The organism is Roseibium sp. MMSF_3247, from assembly GCF_030733765.1.
Taxonomy (GTDB): domain Bacteria; phylum Pseudomonadota; class Alphaproteobacteria; order Rhizobiales; family Stappiaceae; genus Roseibium.
Window position 1 is genome coordinate 18,798 of the sequence record NZ_JASHII010000013.1, and the last position, 25,325, is coordinate 44,122.

23 protein-coding genes and 3 pseudogenes are annotated in these 25,325 nt (G+C 55.1%); 17 read left to right on the top strand and 9 right to left on the bottom strand.

Annotated elements, in window-relative coordinates:
- The first annotated feature begins 2 nt into the window (after positions 1-2).
- Both RBB44_RS24495 and trbI read left to right on the top strand, forming a co-directional pair.
- Entirely contained in the window at positions 3-470 is a 468-nt protein-coding gene (locus tag RBB44_RS24495; protein WP_306150239.1) for a conjugal transfer protein TrbH, read from the top strand.
- A gap of 13 nt (positions 471-483) precedes the next feature.
- Positions 484-1,833, top strand: a complete 1,350-nt coding sequence (trbI, locus tag RBB44_RS24500) for an IncP-type conjugal transfer protein TrbI (protein ID WP_306150238.1) — start codon at positions 484-486, stop codon at positions 1,831-1,833.
- Between the two features lie 215 nt (positions 1,834-2,048).
- On the opposite strand, the gene RBB44_RS24505 is transcribed toward trbI, so the two are convergent.
- The gene (locus tag RBB44_RS24505) at positions 2,049-2,264 is read right to left on the bottom strand and encodes a GSU2403 family nucleotidyltransferase fold protein (RefSeq protein WP_371932344.1); all 216 of its coding nucleotides are present in this window, start codon (positions 2,262-2,264) and stop codon (positions 2,049-2,051) included.
- 596 nt (positions 2,265-2,860) lie between these two features.
- Between RBB44_RS24505 and RBB44_RS24510 the strand changes: the two genes are divergently transcribed.
- Positions 2,861-5,377 carry a mechanosensitive ion channel family protein gene (locus tag RBB44_RS24510; protein ID WP_306150237.1) on the top strand — a complete coding sequence of 839 codons (2,517 nt, stop codon included), beginning with the start codon at positions 2,861-2,863 and terminating at the stop codon, positions 5,375-5,377.
- Between the two features lie 476 nt (positions 5,378-5,853).
- On the opposite strand, the gene RBB44_RS24515 is transcribed toward RBB44_RS24510, so the two are convergent.
- Positions 5,854-6,117, bottom strand: a complete 264-nt coding sequence (locus RBB44_RS24515; RefSeq protein ID WP_306150236.1) for a GSU2403 family nucleotidyltransferase fold protein — start codon at positions 6,115-6,117, stop codon at positions 5,854-5,856.
- Positions 6,118-6,517: 400 nt separating this feature from the next.
- Between RBB44_RS24515 and RBB44_RS24520 the strand changes: the two genes are divergently transcribed.
- Together RBB44_RS24520 and RBB44_RS24525 are read left to right on the top strand one after the other, a co-directional pair.
- Positions 6,518-8,056, top strand: a complete 1,539-nt coding sequence (locus RBB44_RS24520; protein ID WP_306150235.1) for a Fic family protein — start codon at positions 6,518-6,520, stop codon at positions 8,054-8,056.
- Positions 8,057-8,072: 16 nt separating this feature from the next.
- Positions 8,073-8,228, top strand: a complete 156-nt coding sequence (locus RBB44_RS24525; protein ID WP_306150234.1) for a DUF2813 domain-containing protein — start codon at positions 8,073-8,075, stop codon at positions 8,226-8,228.
- Between the two features lie 103 nt (positions 8,229-8,331).
- On the opposite strand, the gene RBB44_RS24530 is transcribed toward RBB44_RS24525, so the two are convergent.
- Positions 8,332-9,078 (bottom strand): GSU2403 family nucleotidyltransferase fold protein, encoded by a 747-nt coding sequence (locus tag RBB44_RS24530; protein ID WP_306150266.1) that lies wholly within the window; start codon positions 9,076-9,078, stop codon positions 8,332-8,334.
- A 508-nt stretch (positions 9,079-9,586) separates the two neighbouring features.
- Here RBB44_RS24530 and RBB44_RS24535 point away from each other — a divergent pair.
- Positions 9,587-10,711: a Fic family protein gene (locus tag RBB44_RS24535; RefSeq protein ID WP_306150233.1), complete on the top strand. Its 1,125-nt coding sequence runs from the start codon at positions 9,587-9,589 to the stop codon at positions 10,709-10,711.
- 101 nt (positions 10,712-10,812) lie between these two features.
- Here RBB44_RS24535 and RBB44_RS24540 read toward each other — a convergent pair whose 3' ends face one another.
- From RBB44_RS24540 to traA, 5 genes are all read right to left on the bottom strand, one after another.
- Complete coding sequence (locus RBB44_RS24540) at positions 10,813-11,829, bottom strand: conjugal transfer protein TraB (RefSeq protein ID WP_371932342.1); 1,017 nt, start codon at positions 11,827-11,829, stop codon at positions 10,813-10,815.
- A gap of 243 nt (positions 11,830-12,072) precedes the next feature.
- The gene (locus tag RBB44_RS24545; RefSeq protein ID WP_306150232.1) at positions 12,073-12,399 is read right to left on the bottom strand and encodes a type II toxin-antitoxin system RelE/ParE family toxin; all 327 of its coding nucleotides are present in this window, start codon (positions 12,397-12,399) and stop codon (positions 12,073-12,075) included.
- The gene (locus RBB44_RS24550; protein ID WP_209181270.1) at positions 12,396-12,686 is read right to left on the bottom strand and encodes a type II toxin-antitoxin system ParD family antitoxin; all 291 of its coding nucleotides are present in this window, start codon (positions 12,684-12,686) and stop codon (positions 12,396-12,398) included. Before RBB44_RS24550 ends, RBB44_RS24545 begins: the two co-directional genes overlap by 4 nt.
- 64 nt (positions 12,687-12,750) lie before the next feature.
- Complete coding sequence (traF, locus tag RBB44_RS24555; protein WP_306150231.1) at positions 12,751-13,311, bottom strand: conjugative transfer signal peptidase TraF; 561 nt, start codon at positions 13,309-13,311, stop codon at positions 12,751-12,753.
- Positions 13,308-16,682: a Ti-type conjugative transfer relaxase TraA gene (traA, locus tag RBB44_RS24560; RefSeq protein ID WP_306150230.1), complete on the bottom strand. Its 3,375-nt coding sequence runs from the start codon at positions 16,680-16,682 to the stop codon at positions 13,308-13,310. Before traA ends, traF begins: the two co-directional genes overlap by 4 nt.
- 608 nt (positions 16,683-17,290) lie before the next feature.
- Here traA and RBB44_RS24565 point away from each other — a divergent pair.
- From RBB44_RS24565 to RBB44_RS24590, 7 genes and pseudogenes are all read left to right on the top strand, one after another.
- Positions 17,291-17,542, top strand: coding sequence for a TraC family protein (locus RBB44_RS24565; RefSeq protein ID WP_306150229.1), 252 nt, complete (start codon positions 17,291-17,293; stop codon positions 17,540-17,542).
- Between the two features lie 28 nt (positions 17,543-17,570).
- Positions 17,571-17,768 (top strand): annotated as a pseudogene (locus RBB44_RS24570) (conjugal transfer protein TraD); the annotation flags it as partial.
- Positions 17,761-19,686: a Ti-type conjugative transfer system protein TraG gene (gene traG, locus RBB44_RS24575; RefSeq protein ID WP_371932341.1), complete on the top strand. Its 1,926-nt coding sequence runs from the start codon at positions 17,761-17,763 to the stop codon at positions 19,684-19,686. The pseudogene RBB44_RS24570 and the gene traG, both read left to right, overlap by 8 nt.
- Positions 19,687-19,810: 124 nt before the next feature.
- Positions 19,811-20,161, top strand: a complete 351-nt coding sequence (locus RBB44_RS24580) for a hypothetical protein (protein WP_306150228.1) — start codon at positions 19,811-19,813, stop codon at positions 20,159-20,161.
- Positions 20,128-20,385: a hypothetical protein gene (locus RBB44_RS25580; protein WP_371932340.1), complete on the top strand. Its 258-nt coding sequence runs from the start codon at positions 20,128-20,130 to the stop codon at positions 20,383-20,385. The genes RBB44_RS24580 and RBB44_RS25580 overlap by 34 nt, the downstream gene beginning before the upstream one ends.
- Before the next feature lie 242 nt (positions 20,386-20,627).
- Entirely contained in the window at positions 20,628-21,224 is a 597-nt protein-coding gene (locus RBB44_RS24585; protein WP_306150227.1) for a helix-turn-helix domain-containing protein, read from the top strand.
- Positions 21,217-22,449, top strand: coding sequence for a type II toxin-antitoxin system HipA family toxin (locus tag RBB44_RS24590; RefSeq protein WP_306150226.1), 1,233 nt, complete (start codon positions 21,217-21,219; stop codon positions 22,447-22,449). Before RBB44_RS24585 ends, RBB44_RS24590 begins: the two co-directional genes overlap by 8 nt.
- A gap of 148 nt (positions 22,450-22,597) precedes the next feature.
- Here RBB44_RS24590 and RBB44_RS24595 read toward each other — a convergent pair whose 3' ends face one another.
- Positions 22,598-22,762, bottom strand: coding sequence for a hypothetical protein (locus tag RBB44_RS24595; protein WP_306150267.1), 165 nt, complete (start codon positions 22,760-22,762; stop codon positions 22,598-22,600).
- A 436-nt stretch (positions 22,763-23,198) separates the two neighbouring features.
- On the opposite strand from RBB44_RS24595, the gene RBB44_RS24600 reads away from it, so the two are divergent.
- The 4 genes and pseudogenes from RBB44_RS24600 to RBB44_RS24615 all read left to right on the top strand — a co-directional run.
- Positions 23,199-23,744 (top strand): tyrosine-type recombinase/integrase, encoded by a 546-nt coding sequence (locus tag RBB44_RS24600; RefSeq protein ID WP_306150225.1) that lies wholly within the window; start codon positions 23,199-23,201, stop codon positions 23,742-23,744.
- Between the two features lie 63 nt (positions 23,745-23,807).
- Complete coding sequence (locus tag RBB44_RS24605; protein WP_306150224.1) at positions 23,808-24,086, top strand: transposase; 279 nt, start codon at positions 23,808-23,810, stop codon at positions 24,084-24,086.
- A 137-nt stretch (positions 24,087-24,223) separates the two neighbouring features.
- Positions 24,224-24,319: pseudogene (locus RBB44_RS24610) on the top strand (hypothetical protein); the annotation flags it as partial.
- A 61-nt stretch (positions 24,320-24,380) separates the two neighbouring features.
- A pseudogene (locus RBB44_RS24615) lies at positions 24,381-24,845 on the top strand (IS3 family transposase); the annotation flags it as partial.
- Positions 24,846-25,325: the final 480 nt, after the last annotated feature.

Below are 25,325 nucleotides of genomic sequence, written 5' to 3' on the forward strand. Positions count from 1 at the left end.
CCATGGCGCTTTCCCGTCGCTTATTTCTAAAAGCCCTTGCCTGTTCGGCCCTTGCTGCATCCCTCTCAGGGTGCAAGACGACCCAGACCGGTTGGTTTAATCCGGCAACCAGCATGGACGCAGCAGAACTTTCCACTGAGACAGCAATCGCCATTGCCGAGGACATGGTTGCGCCCCTCTCCGAACATCTGGACGTTGGCACAACCACGATTGCCCTTCGAAGAGACGCATCAGATTTTGGCCGCGCGCTAGAAAAGTCTCTCCGGGCCTCAGGCTACGCCGTTATCGAAGCCGACCAGGAGGTTGTCGCCGGCAAAGTGGTTCCCTTGGCCTACACCATCCAATCTGACGCAGCTCAGATACTCGTGCGCATAACAACACCGACTGTCGAACTGTCACGGAGCTACCAAACCACAATGACCGGGGCAGCTTCTCTTAGTCCCATCTCCATTCTGACACGTTCGACTTGAGGCCGCGGCATTCATGAACACTTCGAATTCAGCGTCCTTTGAACCTGTTCAAGATGGTCAAACTCAATTTGATGAGGACCATCCTAAAATCCGCCGCCTGAACAAGCTGCCTATCGTCGTGTTCGTTGCGCTCGTGATCTTGTTCGGCATCGTGATCATCTATGGTCTTGCGAACCGCAGCTCCAGCATAAACAGCAACGAAGCGAATGATGGAGGCGGTGTGCCGGCAAGTGGGTTTGCAGACCAACTCAAAGCCGGCATCAGCAATGGTGTTATTGATCCGCCCAGTCAGATAATTGCCGCGGTTCAGCCAGAGCCGGTAAGAGAGGCAATTCCAGAAAAGGTGCAACACCGACGCCCCTTCGGGAATCCGTTCCAACCGCAGCCAGCAGCAACTGCGGAGACTGCCCGGCCGCAAGATAAAAAACCAGATTGGCGGGACAGTTTGGACCGACAGTTTGAAGAACAACAACTCCAGGAGATGCATCGCCAGCGCATGAAGCGGCTTCAGTCCATTGATGCAGCCAACGACAGCCCAACCGTGGTGAACATTGAGGACCTCCAGAAGAGCGCGCTTCACATTCAAACAGAGCAAAACCAGCTACACGGCAATTCGAGCTTCAGACGGACTTCTTCTTCTCCCGATCTCCTGTCTGCAGCGCTTCAGGCGGCTCAAGCCGGAACGCCCAACTCCGATCCGAATGGGCAAATCGGGAAGCAAGCATTCCTCAATCAGGACATAGCGAATGCCGGATACCTGGCGAACCGGGTTGTCCCTCAACAATCGGCATACGAACTGAAGCGCGGGTCCGTGATCCCGGCAACGTTGATCACCGGCATAAACTCCGACCTTCCAGGCCGAATCACAGCGCAAGTCAGACAAAACGTCTACGACAGCGCCACAGGCCATCTTCTTCTGATCCCGCAGGGAAGCAAACTCTTTGGTCGATACGATTCAGATGTTTCCTTCGGCCAAAACCGGGTTTTGGTCGTTTGGACGGATCTCATTTTCCCCAACGGCGCCACCCTAAATATCGGCGCCATGGCCGGTGTGGATACGCAAGGCTACGGGGGCTTAAAGGACAAAGTGAAAAACCATTATCTTCGAACCTTTGGATCCGCCGCGCTCCTTGCGGTAATTGGGGCTGGCATCGACATGGCAGTTCCAGAAAGTTCAACACTGTCCAATCAAAGCACAGCCTCCGATGCCGCCCGCCGCAATTTCGCAGAAGTGTTCGGAAGGGTTGCAGAGCGGACAATCAGCAAAAACCTGGATGTCCAACCGACACTGCAGATCCGGCCCGGCTACAAGTTCAACATTCTCGTCGATCAGGATATTATTTTTCCAGGGTCGAGCGGATAAGGAATCTCGATCCTGGTAGTACCGCCTGTTCTTAAGAGCGATCTTCGCCCGATGTCGTTGCCAGTCGTTATGTTTCGGGAAACAAGCATCGATGAGGAGAAAGTGCCGCAAACCGGAAGAATTTCAGACCAAGCTGAGGCTTATGTCGGACAGGAAATGACGTTGGGCGATTTAATCCTAGAATTTCCTGTAAACGGCTCAGTACATCGGGAAAATCAACTTTGAAGCAATTCAGCCGTCGCAGGCATGCGTCGCAGACTTGATAAAATTCTCTTTCGCCAGGCCGGACCAGGGTCCAATGCCGCTTGTGCGCGGTCCTTATGTGCTTTGAGTGCATCCGGTCCGTGCTGTCTTCTGTCTGCAACAATCAGCTTGTGAATTGCAAAGCGTTCCGGCCGGGGAACTTGCACCAACACGCCCGATCTATACATAATATGAACGCGAATTGGATCAGCAATCTCAGTTCGACTGGTCCGAAGACTGGGCAATCATCGGCGGCGAGCGGGCCCAATTGCAGGTCACCCACTTCTAGCTCAGTAACAGCCGGGGCCTTCGTCGTCTGTGCCTATCTCCTGCAAAACCACGAACGGAAGGTTAACCATCTCAAAGCGAGCCACATAACCACCAAGTTTTGCCCACTCCCCAACATCGTCGGTCGATTACCGGAGATCGATTTATGATCTGACATACCCAGCTTGCTGCGCAAAGAGGATCGTTTTTCACAAAAACACCTGCCCAAGAACAGTTTTCATGTATTAGGATCGGAAATCGTGGAGGCACAGCTTTCCAGCAAAAATTCATGCCAAGGAAACGGAATTCATGCCATCGGACCAACAGGTACTTTTTTCGGGTTCGAGGATCGTTTTTCAGGAACGTCGCCTTCCGGAGACCGCCACCTTGGCAGGCTACAGCCTGGACCTCTGACCCAAACGCTCGCCCTGCGGCTATCTCGTCTCTAAACCTTTTTTAATCAGATCTATCCGATAGTGCCCTGTAATATTTGCCGTTGGCCGAAGCGGGCACTTTCATGATTTCTATCGTTCAGCGCATGCTAGCTCTTCTGCCGGTGACTTTTGTCGTCTTCACGACGGCGGCTTTCTTCACAGCTGCTGCGATCCCGGTGTGTGCGCAAGACACTCTGACATCACACGTGGTTTCCGCGCCTTCACCGCTCAGCCCTGCAGACAATGCAAGTCCGCGCGCCTCCTTCCAAAATTTCATCCGCAATACCGATGCTCTCATTGCGCTTTGGCGGGCAAATGCGCCTATCCGCGAGCAGAAACTCTACCTGCGGGCTGCGGTTGAAAGTTTTGACTTCGAAACAACGCCTTATGCGCCCTCGACGTCAGAACAAATTGAACGGGTCTTGCTGGCGCGTGAGATTACCGCACGAACTTCTCTGCCGGATCCCAACACGATTCCGGACCTGGCTGAAGTAGAGGCCAAAGGCTTGACGAGCTGGACAGTGCCTGGAACCGATCTGCGCATGGTGCGCACGGCGAGTGGTCGGGACTCAGGCGACTTCAAGTTCGATCCGATCACCATTGAAGAGCTTGAACTCGATTACCGCCGAGCCCAGGACCTGCCGCGGCTTGACGGCGCAGAAGACGCCTATCAGCTGTACATGGCACGGGAGGAAAGGTTCGGCGTCACCGAAGACATCATCGCAACGCGGCTGCGCGGTGTTCGTACAACGAGCCCACGTGATACTCTCGAGGCTTTTATGTTCAACATGAATGCCGCCTTTGAAATCGCCATTAAAACGGAAGCTGCACTCGATGCGGTCCCACCGAAAATGAGCATCAAAGATGCGCTCACCCAGCAGATGATCGCCGATGATCATTTGTTCCAAGCCGTTGACGTTTTTGATTTATCACAGGTTCCCAGCGTTATCCGCCACGACAGCGGTGTAGAGGCTGCCTTCCTGTTAAAAGAAATCCTAGATCGAATGCCCCTGCCCCGGCTTGATGCCGTCCCAGATGCGGCCGATCTCGCCGGTCTGGCACCGGGTGAAACCTACCGCTGGCGATTGCCGGGAACACGGATTGAGATCGAGCGCATGCAGTCTGGCCCAAATGCCGGTAATTTCTTATTTGACAGCAACTCCGTTTCCATACTCTTGACGAGTTATAAAGCTCTAAAAGATTTACCATATCGGAGTGAAACTGCTCTGAACTTGTCGGATTTCCGGTCGGCCAAAATCACCCCAGGTTTCTATGAGTTCTACATATCGACACCCGGCTATCTTGTACCAAGCACGCACATATTAGGACGGATTGTCGAGCTGCTTCCGAAATGGAGCCTCGCTATGATATCCGGGCAGACAATGTGGCAATGGGCCGGGCTAATTTTGACACTCGGCGTTCTGGCCGGTGTCTGCTGGTTGACGTTCAAGTTGGTCGACCGGATTTCGAAAGGCCACGAAAATCCTTTCTTTGCGTGGTTTGCAGTTTCAGCGCCGCTGCTTGCCGCCTTTTATGTGCGCATGGCGACGGACTTTGTCGACAATGACATCAATTTTACTGGGGCTGAACTCGGCTATCTACTGTTTGGGTCAGGTTTCGTGGAACTCAGCCTGTACGTTTGGGCAGTATGGCGGCTCTTCAACGCCATCGGCAGCACGATCTTGGCGTCGTCTTTCATGTCAGGGCGGGGCTTTGATGCAAGCCTAGTGCGGCTGCTTTCTGGGATCCTGGCGGTCATGGCCAGCGTTGGCGTCGCGGCTTACGGACTGGAAAGACTCGGCGTTGATATCGTTCCGCTGCTGGCCGGTCTTGGTGTTGGCGGTCTGGCGGTCGCACTTGCAATCCGTCCGACCCTGGAGAACCTAATCGGCGGTCTGATCCTGTTCAGCGACAAACCCGTACGCGTCGGGGATTTCTGCACTTTCGGGGATATGAGCGGAACCGTGGAAGATGTCGGCATCCGTTCGACACAAATCCGGGCGACCGACCGCACATTAATCTCAGTGCCAAACGCCAAGTTCGTCGACATGGAAATTATCAACTGGGCACGCTGCGACAAGATGTTGATTAGCGGCGTCATAGGCCTACGCTACGAGACAAATGAAGATCAGCTGCGCTTCGTTCTTGTGAAGGTCCGGGAAATGCTTCACGCGCACCCGAAAATTGATGGCGAAACGATCCGCGTTCGTTTCACGGATTATGGACCGTCGTCTCTCGATATCGCGATGCGGGTATATGCTTATACCCGAGATTGGAACGAGTTTTATGCCATCAAAGAAGATGTGTTCCTGAGGATCAAAGAGATTGTAGAGGGCTCTGGCACCGGTTTCGCCTTCCCATCGCAAACACTCTATATGGCGAAAGACGATGGGCTTAACGATGAATTGACCTCTCAGGCGAATACCGAGGTTGCCGGGTGGCGCGATGAGGGCAGACTGCCATTCCCGCGCCTGTCTCCTGAGCGTGTAGGTGCTTTGCGGGACACACTCGATTATCCGCCAAAAGGATCTTCAGAATGGGCTCAAGCAAGGGCCAAGGCGGATCAGACCGCAGAACCTCTGTCAGGCTCGCAAAAATAAATAGACAGGTTCTCATGGTTACAAAAGAGTCAGAATTTCAACCTGCCGTAACTTCCGCACAATCTCCTCAAGCCTAGGCCGTTTGTTGGCCAGATATTTCCGTCGTTTTCCTAAAAGATAGCAGAGGATCCCTTCATTGGTGGAGAATCAGCCTGCAAAAACAGAAGTTAAGCGGCAACAGCCGGCACTGCAGATCCGGCCCGGCTACAAGTTCAACATTCTCGTCGATCAGGATATTTTTTTTCCAGGGTAGAGCGGATAAGGAATCTTAATCCTGGTAGTGCCGCCTGTTTTTAGAGCGATCTTCGCTCGATGGCCTTGCCGATCGTTATGCGTCGGGAAATAAGCATCGATGAGTAGAAAGTGCCGCAAACCGGAAGAATTTCAGACCAAGCTGAGGCTTATGTCGGACAGGAAATGACGTTGGGCGATTTATTCCTAGAAGTTCCTGCAAACGGCTCAGTACATCGGGAAAATCAACTTTGAAGCAATTCGGCTGTCGCAGGCATGCGCTGCAGACTTGCTAAAATTCTCTTTCGCCAAGCCGGACCAGAGCCCAATGCCGTGTTGTAGGCTGCAATCAGGTCGTCGGGCCTGGTTTCGCTCAAAGCTTCAATCAAAAATGCTGCTTGCGCTCGATCCTTGTGTGCCTTGAGTGGATCCGGTCCGCCTTGTCTTCTGTCTGCAACAATCAGCTTGTGAACTGCAAAGTGTGCCGGCCGCGGAATTTGCACCAGCACACCTGATCTCTAGAGAAAAGGAACGCGAATTGCATCGGCAATCTCAGTTCGACTGATCCGAAGACTGGGCGATCATCGGCGGCTAGCGGACCCAATTGCAGGTCGCCCACTTCTAGCTCAGTTACAGCCAGGGCCTTCGTCTGTGCCTATCTCCTGCAAATCTACGAACGGCAGGCTAACCATTTCAAAGCGGGCCGCATAACAACCAAGTTTTGCCCACTCCCCAACATCGTCGGTCGATCACCGGAGATCGACTTATGATCTGACATACCCAGATTGCTGCGCGAAGTTAAACGTTTTTCACAAAAATACTTATCCAAGAACAGTTTTCATGTGATAGGAACGGAAATCATGGAGGCAAAGCTTTCAAGCAAAAATTCATGCCAAGGAAACGGAATTCATGCCATCGGACCAACAGGTACTTTTTTCGGGTCCGAGGATCGTTTTTCAGGAACGTCGCCTACCGGAGACTGCCACCTTGGCAGGCTACAGCGCACTAATTGACGCATACGGATTGCATGTGCCCCTGCCCCGCAAACTTTCGGCAACCGGGAACCATCACCGGGTCGTTGAGGATGAGGTTTGGCGCATCCTCACGCCGCGCCACGCCCCGCGTGCAGACCTAGATGGCCACCTCACCTTCGCACTCAAGTACGAAGGGCTTGATCTCGCTGTCCTCACGAAGCTGTTCGAGGCCACCGGGCCTGACGACATTGTTGACATCGTGCGCAACAAGCCGACCGGCAGCTATGCGAGACGCATCTGGTTTCTGTATGAATGGCTAACGGGCAGCCGACTAAATCTGCCAGATGCAGAGGGCGGTCGCTACGTACCTGTCGTTGATCCCGACCAACAGTTCGCGAGGGAAGGGGAAAACGCTCCCCGATATCGCGTTAAAAATAATCTGCCAGGAACCAGAGACTTCTGCCCGCTGGTCTTTCGCACACAAAAGCTAGACGAATTCGTCGCAATGGACCTGGCCAGTCGAGCCCGCGCGGTCATCGCCGACGTCCCCCGCGACTTGCTCGCGCGCACGGCTGCTTTCCTTCTACTCAAAGACTCACGTTCCAGCTATGCGATCGAAGGCGAGCGTCCACCACAAGACCGAATTCAGCGATGGGGCCGTGCAATCGGCGAGGCCGGTCGCCAGCCGCTCGACCGCGATGAGCTGCTACGTCTGCAACGGATCGTCATAGGTGATGCCCGGTTCATCAAGTTGGGTTTCCGCGACGAGGGCGGTTTTGTTGGCGAGCATGACCGCGAAACAAGGATGCCGTTGCCCGACCACATAAGTGCCCGGCATGAAGATCTTCCGGCCCTGACTGACGGGATGATCGCGTTTGATCACGGTGCATCTCGGCACTCTGACCCGATCGTGTCCGCTGCAATCCTTGCATTCGGTTTTGTCTACATACACCCATTTGAAGACGGTAATGGCCGACTGCACCGTTACCTGATCCACCATGTTCTGGCGGAACGGGGCTTCAACCCGCCAGGGGTAGTCTTTCCGGTGTCCGCCGCGATCCTCGAACGTATCGACGAATACAGAACGGTCCTTGAGAGCTATTCAGCGCGGCTTCTACCGGTGATTGAGTGGGAGCCGACGGAGAAATTCAACGTTCGGATCTTAAATGACACAGGCGATTTCTACCGCTTCTTCGACGCGACCCCACACGCAGAATACCTCTATTCATGCGTCCAAAAGACAATCGAAGAAGACCTGCCGTCCGAGACAGCATTCCTTCGAAATTACGATGCATTCCGCAGCCAAGTCGAAGCCATTGTTGATATGCCTGACCGCACCATCGATCTGTTGTTTCGCTTCCTTCAGCAGAACGGAGGTAACCTGTCGCGGCGCGCCCGAACCGATGAGTTCAAGGCATTGACCGACGATGAAACGGCGCGGATTGAGCACGTCTTTGCTGAGACAATGATTTAGATCGAGGCGTCCTTGCATGCACTTGTCACGGATTTTGATTGAGAATTTCCGGAACTTTTCGAAACTGAACGTGGCCCATGATGGGAACGTAGTTGTGGTTGGCGAAAACAAGGTCGGCAGAAGCAACCTGATGTACGCCCTCCGGGTTTCTGTCGCTTTTAAAGTAGCATGATAGCGCAATGCAGCGGACACAATTATGCTGCCGGAGCTGCGAAGGTCTGGAAGGCCGATTTAATCCTAGACACTCCTGTAAACGGCTCAGCTCATCGGCCAAATCAACTTTGCAGAAATTCAGCTGTCGCAGGCATGTACTGCAGACTTGCTAAGATTCTCTTTCTCCAGGCCGGACCAGAGCCCAATGCCGTGTTGTAGGCTTCAATCAAGTCGTCGGGCCTGGTTTCGCTCAAGACTTCGATTAAAAATGCCGCTTGTGCGCGATCCTTGTGTGCTTTGAGTGCATCCGGTCCGCCCTGTCTTCTGTCTGCAACAATCAGCTTGTGAATTGCAAAGCGTTCCGGCCGGGGAATCTGCACCAACACGCCCGATCTATACATAAAAGGAACGCGAATTGGATCAGCAATCAGGTAATTGAGAAAATGCAGACTTTGGGCGTTGATGCCAAGCTCTGGAAGATCACGGATTACTTCGTCCTCTTCAAATGAAGGCGTCAGGAATTCGACCGGCGTCTGGCGGTTCGACCGCTGCCAACGCCAGGTTTTTCCACTTTCAACCGTTAGCAGCGGTTCGAATTGAAGTTCGGTGAAGACCTCTGTCAAAGGTGGTTCAACTGTATCCGCGAGAGCGAGGGACAATCGCTCAAAGCTCGCGATATCGACATCGTCCGTTGTTGCCGATTGATCGAAACCGATCCGGGCGCCTAGCTCGCCCTCATAGCAGCGAAAGGCGTGCGTGCCGACGATCGTTCCCCCGAGACGAAAGACGTCGGCTTTCGCCATCGCCGTGACGACCTGACCGGAACCGACGTCCGCAAACAGGTACCCTTCGGCTCGCAGCACGCGCATCAACCTGGCGCGCTCGCGATCTGCCTGTTTGGCTGCCGCCGCGATTTCAGTTTGCCGGTCCAACCAGTTGCGTAATTCAGGTGTGTCTTCGCCGATATACCGGTCTATAGTTTTGTTACCGACGCGGAAGTGATCATACCAGTAGGTCTTGGTACCGGCCCTTTTGGACCGCGGCACTCCGCGGAGCTCCGATACGGCACCATCGATCAAGGACCGCCGCAAGTCCGTCCAGGCAGAGACCCCGATTGGGCTGTGGTAGCTTATTGGCATTCCTACCCCACATTGTTTTATCTGTGGCGTAAGAATAGCACACTTTATACCCCGCAAACTATTTTTTGTGGGGTAAATCTAAAAAGGCAGTCCAAAACGGGTGAATAGCCCATCATTTTGAAGGCGTTTCATCACCGAGCCATTTCAATGTGCCCAGCGGTTTCATTGAGCGATAAAGTTGACTTCTATACCTCAATTGTGATCGATAATTGAGGTATAGCGAGGATACCTATAACTCATGGCTTGGAATTGGACACTGCCCGGCTGGCCGGATTTCCGGTATGACGCCTCCGCTCTCGAGCCGTTCGAGCAGAAGTTTCTGTTGTCGTCCGGAGAAATCCTCGGCGCGGTCCATCATGTCAGCCTGCCGGAGCGCGAGCAACTCCGCATCGAACTGCTCAGCGAGGAAGCGATTCAGACAAGCGCCATCGAGGGTGAAATCCTCGACCGGCTCAGTGTCCAGTCTTCGCTGCGCCGCCAACTGGGCCTCGATCCGGACAGATACCCTGCCAAACCGCGTGAACAGGGCGTCGCAGAAATGATGGTCGACGTCTATTCCGGCTTTGCGGACACGCTGACACACCAGACGCTGTACAGTTGGCATCGGATGCTCTTGTCCCATGACCGCCGGCTGGAAACCATTGGGGCCTACCGACGCCACGCCGAGGCGATGCAAATTGTTTCTGGCCGCCTCGACCGGCCGACGATCCATTTCGAAGCGCCTCCCTCAACGCAGCTCATGCTGGAGATGGAGCGATACGTGGATTGGTTCAATGTGACCGGGCCGAGGGGAGCAGAGCCGCTTCCTGCCCTAACGCGCGCGGGGCTGAGCCACCTCTACTTTGAAAGCATCCATCCATTCGAAGACGGCAACGGCCGCTTGGGCCGCGCACTTGCTGAAAAGTCGCTGGCACAGAACATTGGCCAGCCGACCCTCATCTCGCTCGCCTTCACCATCGAGAAGGAGCGCAAGAATTTCTACGACCAGCTCGAGCAGCATCAAAAAACGCTCGATGTGACCGAGTGGCTCCACTGGTTTGCGGAAGTTGTCTTGAAGTCCCAACAGGTCACTCTCGACCGCGTTGGCTTCTTCATCAGCAAGGCACACTTTTACGATCGTCACAGAGACCACTTGAACCAACGCCAAACCAAGGCCATCGCTCGAATGTTTCGGGAAGGCCCCGGCGGTTTTAAAGGCGGTCTCAGCGCAGAGAACTACCTCAAGATCACTGGAACCTCGCGGGCAACCGCGACCCGCGATCTACAGGACCTTGTTGAGAAAGGCGCGCTCAATCGAACCGGAGAGCGGCGCCATACGAGGTACTGGTTGAACCTCGACAAGAGGGGCGAAAATAAACGGTGACCCAAGGGTTGTTGCGACAAACCGAGATCAACAAACCAATGATGGCAACCGCCAAGAAGAGATTGGCACACTGTTCTATCAAGGCGGCATCAATCCTGACTTCACTCATTCATCGCCATCACCAGCGGCACATCGAACAGCTTCGCCCATGCCGTAACGCTGGCGCCTTGAATGTCGGTGATATTGCTGTCCCCCGTCCACCAAACGTTGCTGATCGCAACAATCATTTCTGACCCCATGGCCATGGATTGCAGCACTGGCCAAATGATTAGCTGCTCATAACAAATCAGCGGCGCAACGCGCGCGCCGCCAACCAGCGCGACGGGATTGTCAAAGAAGTATGCATTTGCACCACCGCCCTCGCTTGTAAGCCGCCGCCAAGGCTGCCACATCGAGACCGGAACTGGCATCCGCTCGCGGTAAAGGGTCCGCGTCTCCTTGCTTGAGATCTCCACCATCACGGTGTCGTAGCCGTTTCTTTGGATGATTGTAGCTCCCCCAATCACCGTCAGCGGTAAAGCGGACAAGGCGTTCGTCCAAAGCCTCTCGGTCGTTGGGGTCCAGAGGCCAAGTGCGCTCTCAGGCAGGACCATGACGCCCGCGCTGTGCCCGGCCGCCTTGCGAACCATGGCAATGGTTTCCTGCTGCTGTTCGTAACCGGCGTGCTGCCCACCCCCTTCATAGCGGAAAGTGGTGTTGATTCCGGTCCAGCCCTTAATGACCTTCGGCTCGGTCCACACTGCCGCGGACCAAGCAGCACAACCGGCTACCACCGGAACCGCGATCCGCCAAAGGCTTGTGGTCATCATAAGCAACAGGATCGCGGTCGCTGCCAGTCCGGACCAGCTCCACCCCGGAAACAGCACACCGGCCGCCGTGATCGGACTGGCCCAACCCATGATTCCGAACGGCGGAAGGCTCATCAGAACGCTTGCGATCAGGTACCGCAGCATTCGAGGCCATCCGGATCTGCCCGACCATAGCGTGGAATAGATAGCGACAAAGACGAGGGACGCCGCGAACCAAAATCCGATCCCGATAGCATATTGGGAGCCGAAAAATAAGCTTGCGCCCTGCGGCAAGCCTCGTGACGCTCCCAGAAAATGCGCGGCGGCCACCAGCGCCGCAACGGATCAGGACGGGGCATAGGCCCAGAAAGCCGGAAACAGCATTCCGGCCGGCAGCAGAAGCACGTTGCCCGACCAGCCGATTGTGCCGGTCGCTATGCCTCCCAGGACGCAAAACAGACCTCGCGCAGATTTAAGGCTGGAAGGCGAGCACTTCTCGCGCCAGGTCGAGAACACCGCCCGCCGGGGTGGGCGCGACATAGAAAGAAAACTCAAAATGAAAATCCTAGCCGATCAAAACCCCAGATCGCGCAAATGCCCGTCAATATTCATGCGCTCGTGGAAGATTTCAACGACCTCCAAGACATCCGGCTTGTCCCTCAAAATAAGATAATGACCGCCTTCGCGAATGTAGGTCAAACCGCCATCGTCCCGTAAACCCCTCATCAGCAGATCACAGGATCGCGGTTTTGAACCTATCCCGTTGGCCACGGCTTCTAGCCGCTCCGACAGTTTCCTCAAATAGGTCTCTGCCTGGATTTCAACAAATTGGTCCCACGTATAGCTGGCAATATCCGCCAAACAATCTAGCGCGGCAGGCGAATAAACTATCTGCTTCACGCTGAAGCTGGGCGATTTTGCCGGGCCTTTGCCATCACGCCGGAGACAAGCTCTTCAGAACCGAGTGTGATCCCCTCGCCGCGATCAAGCTGCTCCAACCCGACGGCGACGCGCATGCGGAGTTCCGCAAGTTCCACATCCCGGAGCTCCCGGCGCTCCTTCAAAACACGCAGACCTTCGCGCAAGACTTCGCTTGCATTGGCATATTCGCCGGACGCAACAAGTTCGTCGACAAAAGACGAAAGCTGCGCGGTCAAAGCGACATTACGGGCGTGAGCCGCAGGCATGTGAACCATCTCCTAAAATCCGGATTTGGACGATTTTAACACCGGGTGGCCAACTTAGCCATCCTCATTTAACATCGAAGATAAAAACCGGCGTCGCCAGTCCAAGAACACCGCTCGCCGGGATGGGTCCAAAATATCTTGAGTCAAAAGAAGCTACATAATCTGAATGAACAAAGAGTGTGCCGGCGGGAACAAGGCCCCCAGCGCTCACCGGCAAGGCCCGCCCCTGCCCGTCTGTTGCTTGGATGGTGGAATGTGTGAGGTTTACCCCGTCGATCACCACCTGGGCCCCTTCGATCGTGATGGTTTGCCCGGGCAGGGCCACAACGGTTTTGATGAGCGGTGCTATCCCGCCATCACAGAGACCCGCGGGAAGATAGAGGCGTTCGCGAGCCAGTTCGATCGCAGGCGAACTCGCCGGCGGACAGATGAACAGAGTGTCGCCCAGGCGAGCTTCCCTGGACAGTTCCTCGATTCGCCAAAGTCCGAGTGGGAAGCTCGGCGTGGAATTGATCCGGTAGCCGCCGAGGAAACCGGCGGCGGCAATGCCGCCGATTGTTAATCCGGCAAGCGACAGGATTGCCAAGGCTTCCCGCCTGCCCCGCCGCCGCGCGCTCTCTTTCACCGGGTCATGCCCTGATCTTTGGAAAGATCCTTTTTCAAGGCCTGCGCCTGAGCTTGCTCCTGAGATTGCCTTTTGGCGTTGATCTTCTGGATGGCATTGAACTTCGGCCATGCGTCGGCAAGCTTAACCCTATCGTCGCCGGCAACCCGGGCCGCTGCCTTCTCAAAGGCAACTCCCTCCGGCTTGGCAGTGCCCATGAACGCGCGCGCTCCGAACCGATGGTTTAACTTGGCAGCAACTTCGCCAAGCTCGGCCTCGACCTGTTTGTCCGCCAGAAGGAACGACAGGCCGCTCTTCAGATCGTTTTGGTCCATGGCATCGCGGATCCGCGACAGGGTTTCTTCGGTGGCCGGTGACAACGCCGGAATATCAACACGAGACACCTCACGCGCGCGCTCCAGCTCCACCGTACTTGAGGCAGTAAACTCGGCCCTCAGGCGGAGATATGTTTTCACATCATCACAGAACTGCGGAATGTTGCTCAATGCCTGTTCGCGGGACTTGCGTGCGCCCTTACCCACCAATATGCCGGTTTTGCCGCGCAGTACACCAAACCGCTCTGGCGCAGTTGCCAGATCGTCTGCAAGCTTGTTGCAAGCCGCGGTTTGTGCTTCGCCACCCAACTTCGCGATGTCCTCGATCCGCATCGCCTTGACGGCCTGTTCCGGCTGCTCGAACACAAACCGGGCGCGGTTCTGGATTTCGGCAAAGTGGGCTGTCAACGTGGCATCCGATTGCAATTTAGCCTCCACAGTTTCTGGAATAGTCATGGCCCATATCTTCACGCCCGCAATCCAGGGCTGTTTTGACGCGTCATGCTCGCGCCCACCGGTTTGAACGGTGTTCGTGCTCCCGACAAGACCGCGCTCAACACCGGCCAGCCCAATCCCCAGCTTTTCCCCGAAGGACACAAGCCGGGTGCCAAGACGTGTCAGCTTTGCCCGTTGTTCAACCAGCCAACGGCGCTGGTTCTGAACCATGGCCTTGGCAACCCGCAGCCCATAAAGCCCGCGGCTATTGGCGTAGCTCAGCGCCTGGGCATAGAGGTCCGAGCCCGCGTAATCGAGCGTTGTGTCTTTCGCGCCTTTCTTGGATAGGACGTCTGTCAATCCGCCGTTTTGGGCGAAGGACAGGCCGCCATGATAGAGTTTCACGTCCTCCCGGTGCCGGGTCATTGCCACATAAGTTAGATGCCGGTCCAAGGACAGCGTTGCCAGCACCTTCACCTGATCAACGGTCGCCCCTTGGGATTTGTGGATCGTCGTTGCATAGCCATGATCGACATTGCGGTAAGTTTTCTGATTGACCTCGATGCGCCGGGTCTGGACGGAGTCTTCAACCTCCGCGACGAAGCGCCCTTCTGATGCTTCAACCACGCGCCCGATCATGCCGTTCTTCACATTGAGATCACGATCGTTTCTCAGGAACACAATCTGATCCCCGGCGGCAAAGAACCGGTCCCCCTCTTCGGTGCGGAATTTTTCTCCCGTTTCGATCACACCACGAGCAATCAGGACGTCTCTAGCCATCTGGTTCAGCCGATGCACATCTTTGCGCAAATGCGCCAGCATCAACATCGACTTCGACGGATCATAATCCCGGGACCAGTCATCTATCATGGCCCCGAAGACTTGATCCTTGAGCGGCAAGCTGACGACATGGCCATTTGCTTCATAGGCATGAAGGGCCTTGCCGACATTGCCCCGCGCAAGATCCATGGACGCGTCGCGCATCCACTCAGCGCGCTGGCGATAGATCGTGCCAAGTTCCGCATATCCGGTCCGATCGCTTAAAGAGCGGAAGGCAGCACCGGCTTCAATCGGCTGTAACTGGTCTGCGTCGCCGATCAACACAAGCTTTCCACCTGACTTGGCGATCGTCTCGACAAAGACGCTCATCTGACGGCTGTCGACCATGCCGGCTTCATCAATCACGAAGACAGTCTTTTTGCCCGGAAGATCCTCGCCCCGCCCCCAAGACAATTGCCAGGATGCCAGGGTGCGGGAGGCAATCCCGGCTTCCTTATCCAAACCTTCCGCAGCTTTTCCTGCAAGCGCGGCACCAAAAACCTGATAGCCGTTTGCCTCCCAAACCTCACGCGCTGCTTTCATCATCGTTGTCTTGCCGGCCCCTGCCCGGCCGACGACTGATGCCATACGCCCCGCACCCGTAATGCGCTCAATCGCAACACGCTGCTCATCAGAGAGTTTTAGGGTTTTTTTTGTCAGAACGCGCGCGCGTGCATCTTGATCAACGCTATGGGAGGAGACAGAGACAAGATGATCTGCCCGCCGTGCCATCTCCGCTTCAAGGCGCACCATCTCCCGGCTGGTAAACTTCGCCGGTATTAAGTCACCGGTTTCCGGATCAACCGTTTCCACGGCAAGCGTCACAACGTCCGGAGAGGCCAAAACACGCGCAAGCAGATCCTGGAATCTTTTTGGATCGTCCACGTAGCGATGAATGTATTTCGCGATGTCCTGGGTCTCAAAAACGCTTTTCTCGCGCGTAATCGCATCAAGGACGATTTCCGGCCGGCGCGTGATCCGCTTCACATTCTCAAGACGGCTTTGCGCATGCCATGCCGCGCGTTCCAAACCCGCATCACGTCCTTGCGCTTGTGCTTGGGTCAGAATATTGCGCGCCTGCACACCGATCTTCGAGGTCGGCTGCAGGTCAATCCCTTGCGCCTCGTAACTGCGATGATCAATCCGCGCCTGATGCCCAGCAAGCTCCAGGCTCTTGTTTGCATGGGAAGCCCAAAGCGCACGCCATATTTTAAGTGTTTCTTTATCACCCGCCCAGGCCCGATACTGAAGCTTTCCATTTTTCTGACCGCCTTTGCGAACCGGCTCACCCTTCTCATCGAGAAGCGGTTCCCACTTCGACCCAAACCCTTTTTCCGTGAACGGCGCCATCGTCAGCATGACATGGACATGCGGATTCTTGTCTTTCTCGTGATAGACCCAATCCGCAACCATGCCTCGAGAAGTAAAAGCTTCACGCACATAGCCCTGCACCAGGGCGATGTTGTCTTCACGGCTGAGTTCAACCGGCAGTGCCAACACAATCTCGCGGGCAAGCTGAGCGTTGACGCGGGTCTCATGGGCCTCGACCGCATTCCAAAGGGCTTCGCTGGCACCCGTTACACTCTGCCCATCAATCAGCGTCCGGAACCAGTCCGGCGTTTGATCGGGCAGAGCCAGTTCTTCATGAACCAGATCGCCGTCCTTATGCACATAATCAAAACTCCTGTGATCGCTGTCGTTCGACACTGTCATTTGGGCACGGTGCCGGTAAGCGGCCGCTGCAACACTCGACCGGCCCTCACTCCTGGAGATCACCTGGGCATGGAAATGGTAGATGGCCATAGGTGCGGGGAATCCGGGTGTGAAGAGACTAAAAGAGACGAACAAAGGGCAGAGCGGAAGGACGAAGCGCCAGAACGGCTAGGGAAGGAGCTGCACGCAATTGAGTTGCAGCAATCGATGAGTACCTGCACAGGATTGTATTTGCAATCCTATAAGTGCGCTCTGCACACAACGATTAAAAATCGTTTCCGCTTGAGAGCTATCGCCGCATACGGCGATAGGGCGCCAGAAGCGCCATCCAGATATCAGCAAAAAAACCTGTTCTTTGCCGGCCTACCGTGCGGGCGATGTGGCAAGTCCTCGACCGCCCAGACCCGGTTTACCACAGGCTGCGGCTTTCTCTTCAGCGCTTTATGGGGAGCGCGTTCAAGCCTTCGCCCACTTCGTCCGGTTTCCCTCAAAACCGGACTGCGGCCCTAACGGGCTGGAAAACCGGATCCTCAAAGAGGCCTTCTGTTGGTTGAGAGGGCGCTGCACTTCTCTCAGTGAAGGCCCGCTTGGTTGTATCCACTGCAAGTTTTGCAACCGAACTCGACTTGCGGTGCACAACACGCTATGAGCGAGCCCCACAACTTTAAACAACCCATCTCAATTTCAAGGATAGTCTTATGGCACCGCGCCCGTCCAAATCCGCTTCCGAGCAGATCGATGACATCGAAGCACAGATCGCCAAGCTCCAGCAAAAGAAAAGACAGGTTCTCAAAAAGCAGTCCGAGCGCGTTGCCAAACTCGTTATGGAAAGCGGCCTCGCCGAACTCGACATCGATGAGGCCGAACTCGCCAAAGCCTTGAACGACCTCGCCGCCCGATTTCAAAAGCCGGCCGCGGCACAAGCTCACCCGGCAAGCCCGCAGACTTGAAGGGCAATTCAAGACATTCCAGAACCGGATAAGGCGAACGCGATTGCTCTCCCGCAAAAAAGACACCCGCGAGAAGATCCAGCTTGGCGGCCTCATCGTCAAAGCGGGCTTGCGCGAGACAGACAAGGCCATCCTTCTCGGCATTCTCATGGATGCTGCAAGCCGCCTTGGCGACAAAAAGGAGCGCGACAGATGGCGCGCGATCGGAAAGGCCGAATTTGAAGAGTACACCCAAAAAGGCATTGCTGGCCCTGATCCCGATCACCCTGATGCTCACAGCGCTCTGGGGGCTTACCGGGATTGAGAATAGCCTCGCCTCTTTCGCGACGACACAGAAGGCCTATTTGTTGCTCGGCCGGATCGGGCTCACCCTGCCCTGTCTCATCTCCGCAGGCTTAGGCCTCATCGTTCTTTTTTCTGCGCGCGGCAGTCTCGACATCAAATGGGCCGGCTTTGGTGTCTTCTGCGGGGGGCTGTTGGTCTTTGCCTTTGCAGCGGTCCAGGAGGCGCTTCGGCTCAATGGTCTTGTAAGCCAAGTCCAGTTTGGGTCGGTTCTGCAGTTTGCCGATCTCTATTCGATCAGTAGCGCGGTTGGAGCGCTCTTTATCGGTCTGTTCGGTTTGAAGGTTGGCCTCATAGGCAACAGGGCCTTTGGTGACACCCGGCCAAAACGGGTCTCCGGGCGCAGAAGCATTCACGGCGACAGCGATTGGATGGACACTCGAACCGCTGCGAAGGTGTTTCCCGAAGACGGCGGTATCGTCATCGGTGAGCGCTACCGCGTCGATCAGGACAGCGTTGCGGATATAAATTTCGATCCACGCCACACTGAGACCTGGGGCAAGGGCGGCAAGGCGCCCCTCCTCGCGTTTGATCAAGGCTTTGGATCAACCCATGGCATCGTCTTTGCCGGCTCAGGCGGATACAAGACAACATCCGTGGTCATTCCCACCTGTCTCCACTATCCAGGGTCAATGATCGTTCTCGATCCCTCGACCGAGATCGCGCCGATGGTCGCAAGCAGCCGCAACGCGATGGGCCAGAAGGTCATTTGCCTCGACCCTAAAAATCCGGAAGTGGGGTTCAATGTCCTTGACTGGATCGGACAGTTTGGATCCTCCATGGAAGAGGACATGGCAACGGTTGCCGCCTGGCTGATGTCAGAAAGGCCGCGGATTGCCTCCGGCGCCGACGACTTCTTCCGCACAAATGCCGAACAACTGATTACCAGCGTGATCGCCCATGTGGTCTTTTCCGATTTGGCCAATACTGCCGGAAAGCGATCGCTGCGCACAGTGCGCAGCATTCTCACCAAACCAGAAGAAAGCCTCAAAGAGTTCCTGGCGGACATTCACGACACGGCGCCGAACGAATTCGTCAAAGAACTGGTTGGACCCTTCATCAACATGACACCGCAAACCTTTTCCGGTGTCTATGCGACCGCTGCAAAAGAGACCCATTGGCTCTCCTATGACACCTATGCCGCGCTCGTCTCCGGCAATGCCTTCAAAACCGACATCATCGCCAACGGCCGGACAACAGTCTTCCTCAACATCGATCTTTCCACCCTGGAAAATCATCCCGGTATGGCCCGGGTGATCATCGGCGCTTTTTTGAAAGCGGTCTATAACCGCGACGGCGAAATCCAGGGTCGAGTTCTTTTCCTGCTCGATGAGGCTGCGCGTCTCGGCTACATGCGCATCTTGGAGACGGCGCGCGATGCCGGCCGCAAATATGGCATCTCGCTTCTGATGCTGTTCCAGTCGCTTGGACAAATGCGGGAGGCCTTTGGTGGGCGCGATGCCACATCAAAATGGTTCGAATCCGCTTCCTGGGTGTCTTTCGCGGCGATCAACGATCCGGACACGGCGCGGTATATTTCCGAGCGCTGTGGCATGACGACCATCGAGGTTGACCAGGTCAGCCGCTCTTCACGCGGCGGGCAAGTTTCTCAGAACCGCTCCCGCCAACTCTCCCAGCGCCCTCTCATTCAGCCGCATGAAATTCTGCAGATGCGGTCCGATGAGCAAATCATCTTTACCAGTGGCAACGAGCCGCTCCGATGCGGGCGGGCGATGTTCTTTCGACGGAAGGAAATGACCGGGAAAGTGGAAAAGTCGCGGTTTGGAACAGAGCCACGATAAGGATTGAACTACGCCGGGTTTGCCGGTGTCACTAGCTTGTGAGAATTAGGGGCTATGACAAGCAAGACAGCGAACAAATTCTCCCCTGAAGTGCGTGCCCGTGCCGTTCGGATGGTGACGGATCATGAAGCCTAGCATCCGTGGCGATGGGCTTGCAGCGCATTTGCTGAATGACCGTGACAACAATCATGTCACCGTGATCGAACTCCGGGGCTTTGCCTCGGATGATTTAGAAGACGCCCTGCAAGCGGCGTTCGCGGTCTCGAAGGCAACACGCTGCAAACAGTTTCTGTTTTCGTTGAGCCTGCATCCACCAAAGGAAACGGTAGCGTCGGAAGAGGGTTTGCCCCCGGCAGCGGATTGGGCCGAACAAGCACTTGGGCTTGAGGGCAGCCCCGTGCGGTCATTTTTCATGAGAAGAATGCGCGTCGTCATGCCCATGTGGTTTGGTCCCGCATCAACAGCGAATCTCTGACCGCCATCAACCTCCCCCACTTCGAACGAAAGCTAACGGAATTATCCCATGAGCTGTATCGCGATCATGGCTGGAATTTGCCGGACAGTCTTCGCCGCGATGGCGGGAAGAAGCCCTTCAATTTCACGCTTGAAGAATGGCAACAGGCAAAACGGAAAGGGGTTGATCCACGTAAGATCAAACAGGTCTTCAAGGAAGCATGGAGCCGTTTGTATAATGCATAGGTATTCGGAAAGGCCTTGGCGGAGCATTTTCGAAGAAGCTTACAAAGAGGTAGTCAAGGGCAACCCCTCTATTCCAGAGAAAGATTTCTAGCTTTGACTCATGACACGCTCCATAACTTGATGCTGATTAAGACATCAAGAAAGAAATTTGATAACTTATAAAACATCACCTTGAGAAAGGAGTCATAGTTTGATATCGCAAAAGATATCAAGAAAGAAAGTTGATGCAGTAATATATATCAATGAAATATGAAACCCAAGAGATCGCGGACCGCCTACGCGAAACCAGAGAAGCCAAACAACTCAGCCAACGCGAGTTGAGCCGGATGGCTGGCGTACCGCAAGCCCAGATTTCGCGGATCGAATCCAACAGCGTTGATCTACGCCTGTCGAGCCTCGTCGCGATCGCCAGTGCACTAGATCTGGAGATCGCCCTGGTACCACGCAAGGCGGTGCCTGCTGTCAAATCGATTACGCGTCAGACCACGAATAAAACCGTGGTCCAACCGCCTGCGATCGGCAAGGAAATGCAGCAGCTGAAAAAGGCGATTCGCGCCCTTCAGATCGAAGCTCCGACGTTACCGGAGCTAGATGAGCTGCGCAAAGTCACAGAATCACTCCAGCGCATACAAATCGACGCGCGGTTTTTGAACCATCTCCGCTCACTGCGCCAAAAGATTGACCACACTAAACTGACGGAGCACAGGAAGGGCATATTGGATGCGACCAACAGCATGAAAGCGCTCCGTAACCAGATCGCCCATTTCGAGCCAACGAGCGAACAACGCAGCGCCAACCGTCCAGCCTACTCATTAGATGAGGAGGACGACGATGCCTAATGTATCTGTTCTGAGTTTGCACCTTTATGGCGAAGAAATCGGCACGATCACCTATGTAGGAACCGAAAAGACGCTGTTCGCGTTCAATGACGCTTATGTCGAAAACCGTGAGAGACCGACGCTCGGCCTGCAGTTCAAGGATAGCCTCGGCGACCTGATCACGGATTTCCGGCCATACAAAATCAAGCTGATGCCCTACTTCTCGAACCTCCTGCCAGAGGGGCATCTGCGCCGATACCTGGCTGAGAAGGCAGACATTCATATCGACCGTGAGTTCTATCTCTTATGGGTGCTCGGGCAGGACCTGCCCGGCGCAATCACCGTCGTCCCAGCGACCGGCGAAGAATGGCCGGACGAAGCACATAACGTGCTTGAAGGGGAAGCCGCGAAAAAAGCTGCCGAAGATGCCATGCGGTTTTCATTGGCGGGTGTGCAGTTAAAATTCTCGGCGGTCCAGAGCGCCGGCGGCGGCTTGACCATTCCGACAAGCGGCGTCGGCGGCAATTGGATTGTCAAACTCCCTTCGCGCGAGTTTGCCAACGTCCCGGAGAACGAATTCTCGATGATGAGCCTTGCCAGAATGGTCGGGATCAACGTGCCAGCAATCGGGCTGATCGATGTGCGATCGATTGGCAATTTGCCAGACGGGTTCGAGAAGATCAGGCAACAGGCCTTCGTCATAGAACGCTTTGATCGCAATGACGATGGCAGCGTCACGCATATCGAAGATTTCGCCCAGGTCTTTAACGTCTACCCTGAGAACAAGTACAAGAAGGCAAGTTACCGCAATCTGGTATCGGTAATCGCATCGGAATCCGATCAGGATGATGTGGCCGAATTCATCCGCCGCCTGACATTTACTGTCCTAATCGGTAATGGCGACATGCACCTGAAAAACTGGTCACTGATCTATCCTGATCGTCGCAACGCCCGCCTCGCTCCGGCCTATGATTTCGTGTCCACGATCCCGTATATCGCGAATGACAAGTCCGCACTGACGTTCAGCCGGACGAAGGAGTTCACCGAGTTCACAACGGACGAGCTTGCGCACCTATCTGCAAAAGCCAACCTGCCGCGTAAGCTCGTCCTCGACACAGCCAAAGAAACCGTCGCGCTATTCATGGAGCGATGGGAGACAGAAAAGGCCAACCTTCCCATGCACCAACATGTTGCCGAGACCATCGACAAGCATCTTGCGACTTTGCCGATTGTCACCGGCAATTAGGAACTCGAATGCGAATGCTCGTGAGAACCGTTTTCACAGGGGGGGCATACCAGCGAATCCGGAGAGGCAATGTGCGGGTCGTCAAAGAAACCTGGGCCCAGTCGATCCGGGTCAGGCCTTTCAATAACGAACACGGGAAACGGCTGCCTTATAAGGGTGGCGCGCTTTCGATTGTATCGTCCTGATCCGCTGCAATGACCGCAAGCTCTGCTCTCAAGACCTCCAGCTCTGCCTTTATGTGGCGGCGCCCACTGGCGTCGACAGCACTACGGAGCTCTGCGCGAAGTTCTTCAATCTGGATTTCAAGGTGCATCGTCATCTCCTCTTGAGTGTTTTCGAAAGACGACGACCGAAAGTGTGGCGGTGAGGCTGGGTCAAGGATCGCACAATCGACCGGCGGCGGCGGCGCGCGGAGGTGCCGATTTTCTGGTGCCGCCGGGAAATTGGGGGACCGGGCGTCCTATGGGCAAACTTGCTGCGCACTACACTGGGGGTGAAGGGGTCGTCGGTTCAAATCCGGCCTGCCCGACCATTCTAGGCAGTTGATTTAATTGTCTAATTTAGTCTCTTCAAGTCATAGAATTCCGTTTGGACAAGCTGCTGGTCACACTATGGTCACAGCGGGTTCAATCATGGCTACTATCAGAAAGCACAGAGACAAATACCAAGTTCAGGTTCGACGGAAGGGTCATAGACCGATATCAAAAACGTTCCATCACCTGAAGGATGCACAGGAATGGGCAAGGTGGATGGAGGTCCAAGCTGACAGGGGAGAGTTGCCAGAACGAGAGCCCCCTACTCCGGAAATCAAACTGGCGGATCTGATCAAGAAATACATCAGTGAGATTGTTCCGACCAAAAAGTCAGCTGACAACGAAGTCATATTTCTGGGCGCATTCCTAAGGCACAAGATCTGTTCAAAACGTGTCGATCGATTACGAGTTGCGGATTTCGCTCCATACCGAGATGAACGCCTTAAGACGATCACGCCAAGCAGCATAAAGCGCCAACTGGCCCCTATTTCTCATGCCTTTGAGATTGCCAGAACCGAGTGGGGTATCCCGATCAAGGAAAACCCGGTTGAAGGCCTGAGACTGAAGGCACGGGACAACAGACGAGAACGACGCCTCCGGGATGGAGAATACGAAAAGCTCCTCGAAGCAGCTAGGACACGACAAAGCCCGTACATTGAGTGGATCGTCATATTCGCTATAGAAACAGCCATGAGACGAGGGGAAATCCTTGGGCTACACTGGGATCAAGTGGACTTCAAACGGCGCTCAGTGATCATCTGAAGTGGTCCCGGAAAACTGGACAGTCGGCTAAGGTGTATCCCAAACCTTTGAAGGGATGCGAGAATGGCGAAGCGCCGGAAATTTACAGAACAGTTTAAGGCGAAGGTGGCGCTGGAAGCGCTGCGTGGCGACAAGACGATCCAGGAGATCGCGGCGAAACACCAGGTGCATCCGAACCAGGTCAGCACGTGGAAACGCCAAGCCGTCGAGGGGATGGCTGATGTATTTGCCCGTGGCGGCAAGCCAGAGGGGCCGACCGAAGCGGAAATCAAGGAACTGCACGCCAAGATCGGAAGGCTCGCGGTCGAGAACGATTTTTTGTCCGAAGGGCTGAAGCGGTGAGCCCCGAGAAGAAACGCGCGATGATCAAACGGGACCACCCGCAGCTCAGTATCAGCCAGCAATGCAAGCTGGTGCGGCTCAGCCGATCCGCGTTCTACTACGCGCCGGTCGGTATCGGCGCGGACACGTTGGCGATGATGAAAGAGATTGACCGGGTGTTCACCAAGTATCCGTTCTTCGGCAGCCGCCAGATCGCAGCCTATCTGCGCCGGGAGGGCGTTGTCATAGGCCGTCATCGCGTCAGGCGATTGATGGCGCAGATGGGGCTGGAGGCAATCTACAAACGTCCCAGAACCAGTCAGCCGCACCGACATCACCTTCGTGCCGGTCCGGAATGGCTTCCTGTATCTCGTGGCTATCATGGATTGGGCGTCGCGCAAGGTCCTGAGCTGGCGGCTATCGAATACGATGCATGCCGACTTCTGCGTCGATGCCCTGAACGAAGCCATCGCCAAATATGGCCCGCCGGAGATCATGAACACAGATCAAGGATCTCAGTTTACGGGATCGGCCTGGATCACGACGCTGACCGAGGCAGGCGTGCGCATCTCAATGGATGGGCGTGGCCGCTATCTGGACAACATTTTTATCGAACGGCTGTGGCGGAGCCTGAAGCAGGAGGCGATCTATCTCGAAGAGATCACTGACGGCTTCCAAGCCCGAAGGGTCGTCAAAAACTGGATGGCATTCTATAACACCAAGCGGCCTCATTCCTCCCTTGAACGCAGAACGCCAAGGGAAGCATACTGGCTCGGTTGAGATCAGAATTTGGCGGCATGAAAACCAACCCGGATACACCTTAGATCCGCCGCTCAGCTGTCCGAAAAGGTCGGACCACTTCCCATGAAGGCACCAGCCACGTATGGGACGAACAGCTCCAATCAGACAAGGAAGCACTAAAGGCGGCCACGACGGCAATCGAAAGTGAAGGAACGGTTGCCTTTATAAGAGGCGATAACATGATCCAATTCGGCCCCTTTGATCCTACGCCATTGCATCTCACTGGAGACTGAGCCGCTGGATAGGGCCCAGGATTCACATAATTGGCCACTGAGAGCTTTTTAGAAACCTTGAGCCACAACAAAAGAGAATACCATCTCTCACAAACTAGGGTCAAAACTCATTGATGGCATTGATTTGAATTGGCAAATCAGATTCAAGTTTCCAAATCAGTGATTTGGAGGCTTGTATGGGACGCCTGTTTTGGCTGTCGGATGAGCAATGGGCGGCGATCGAGCC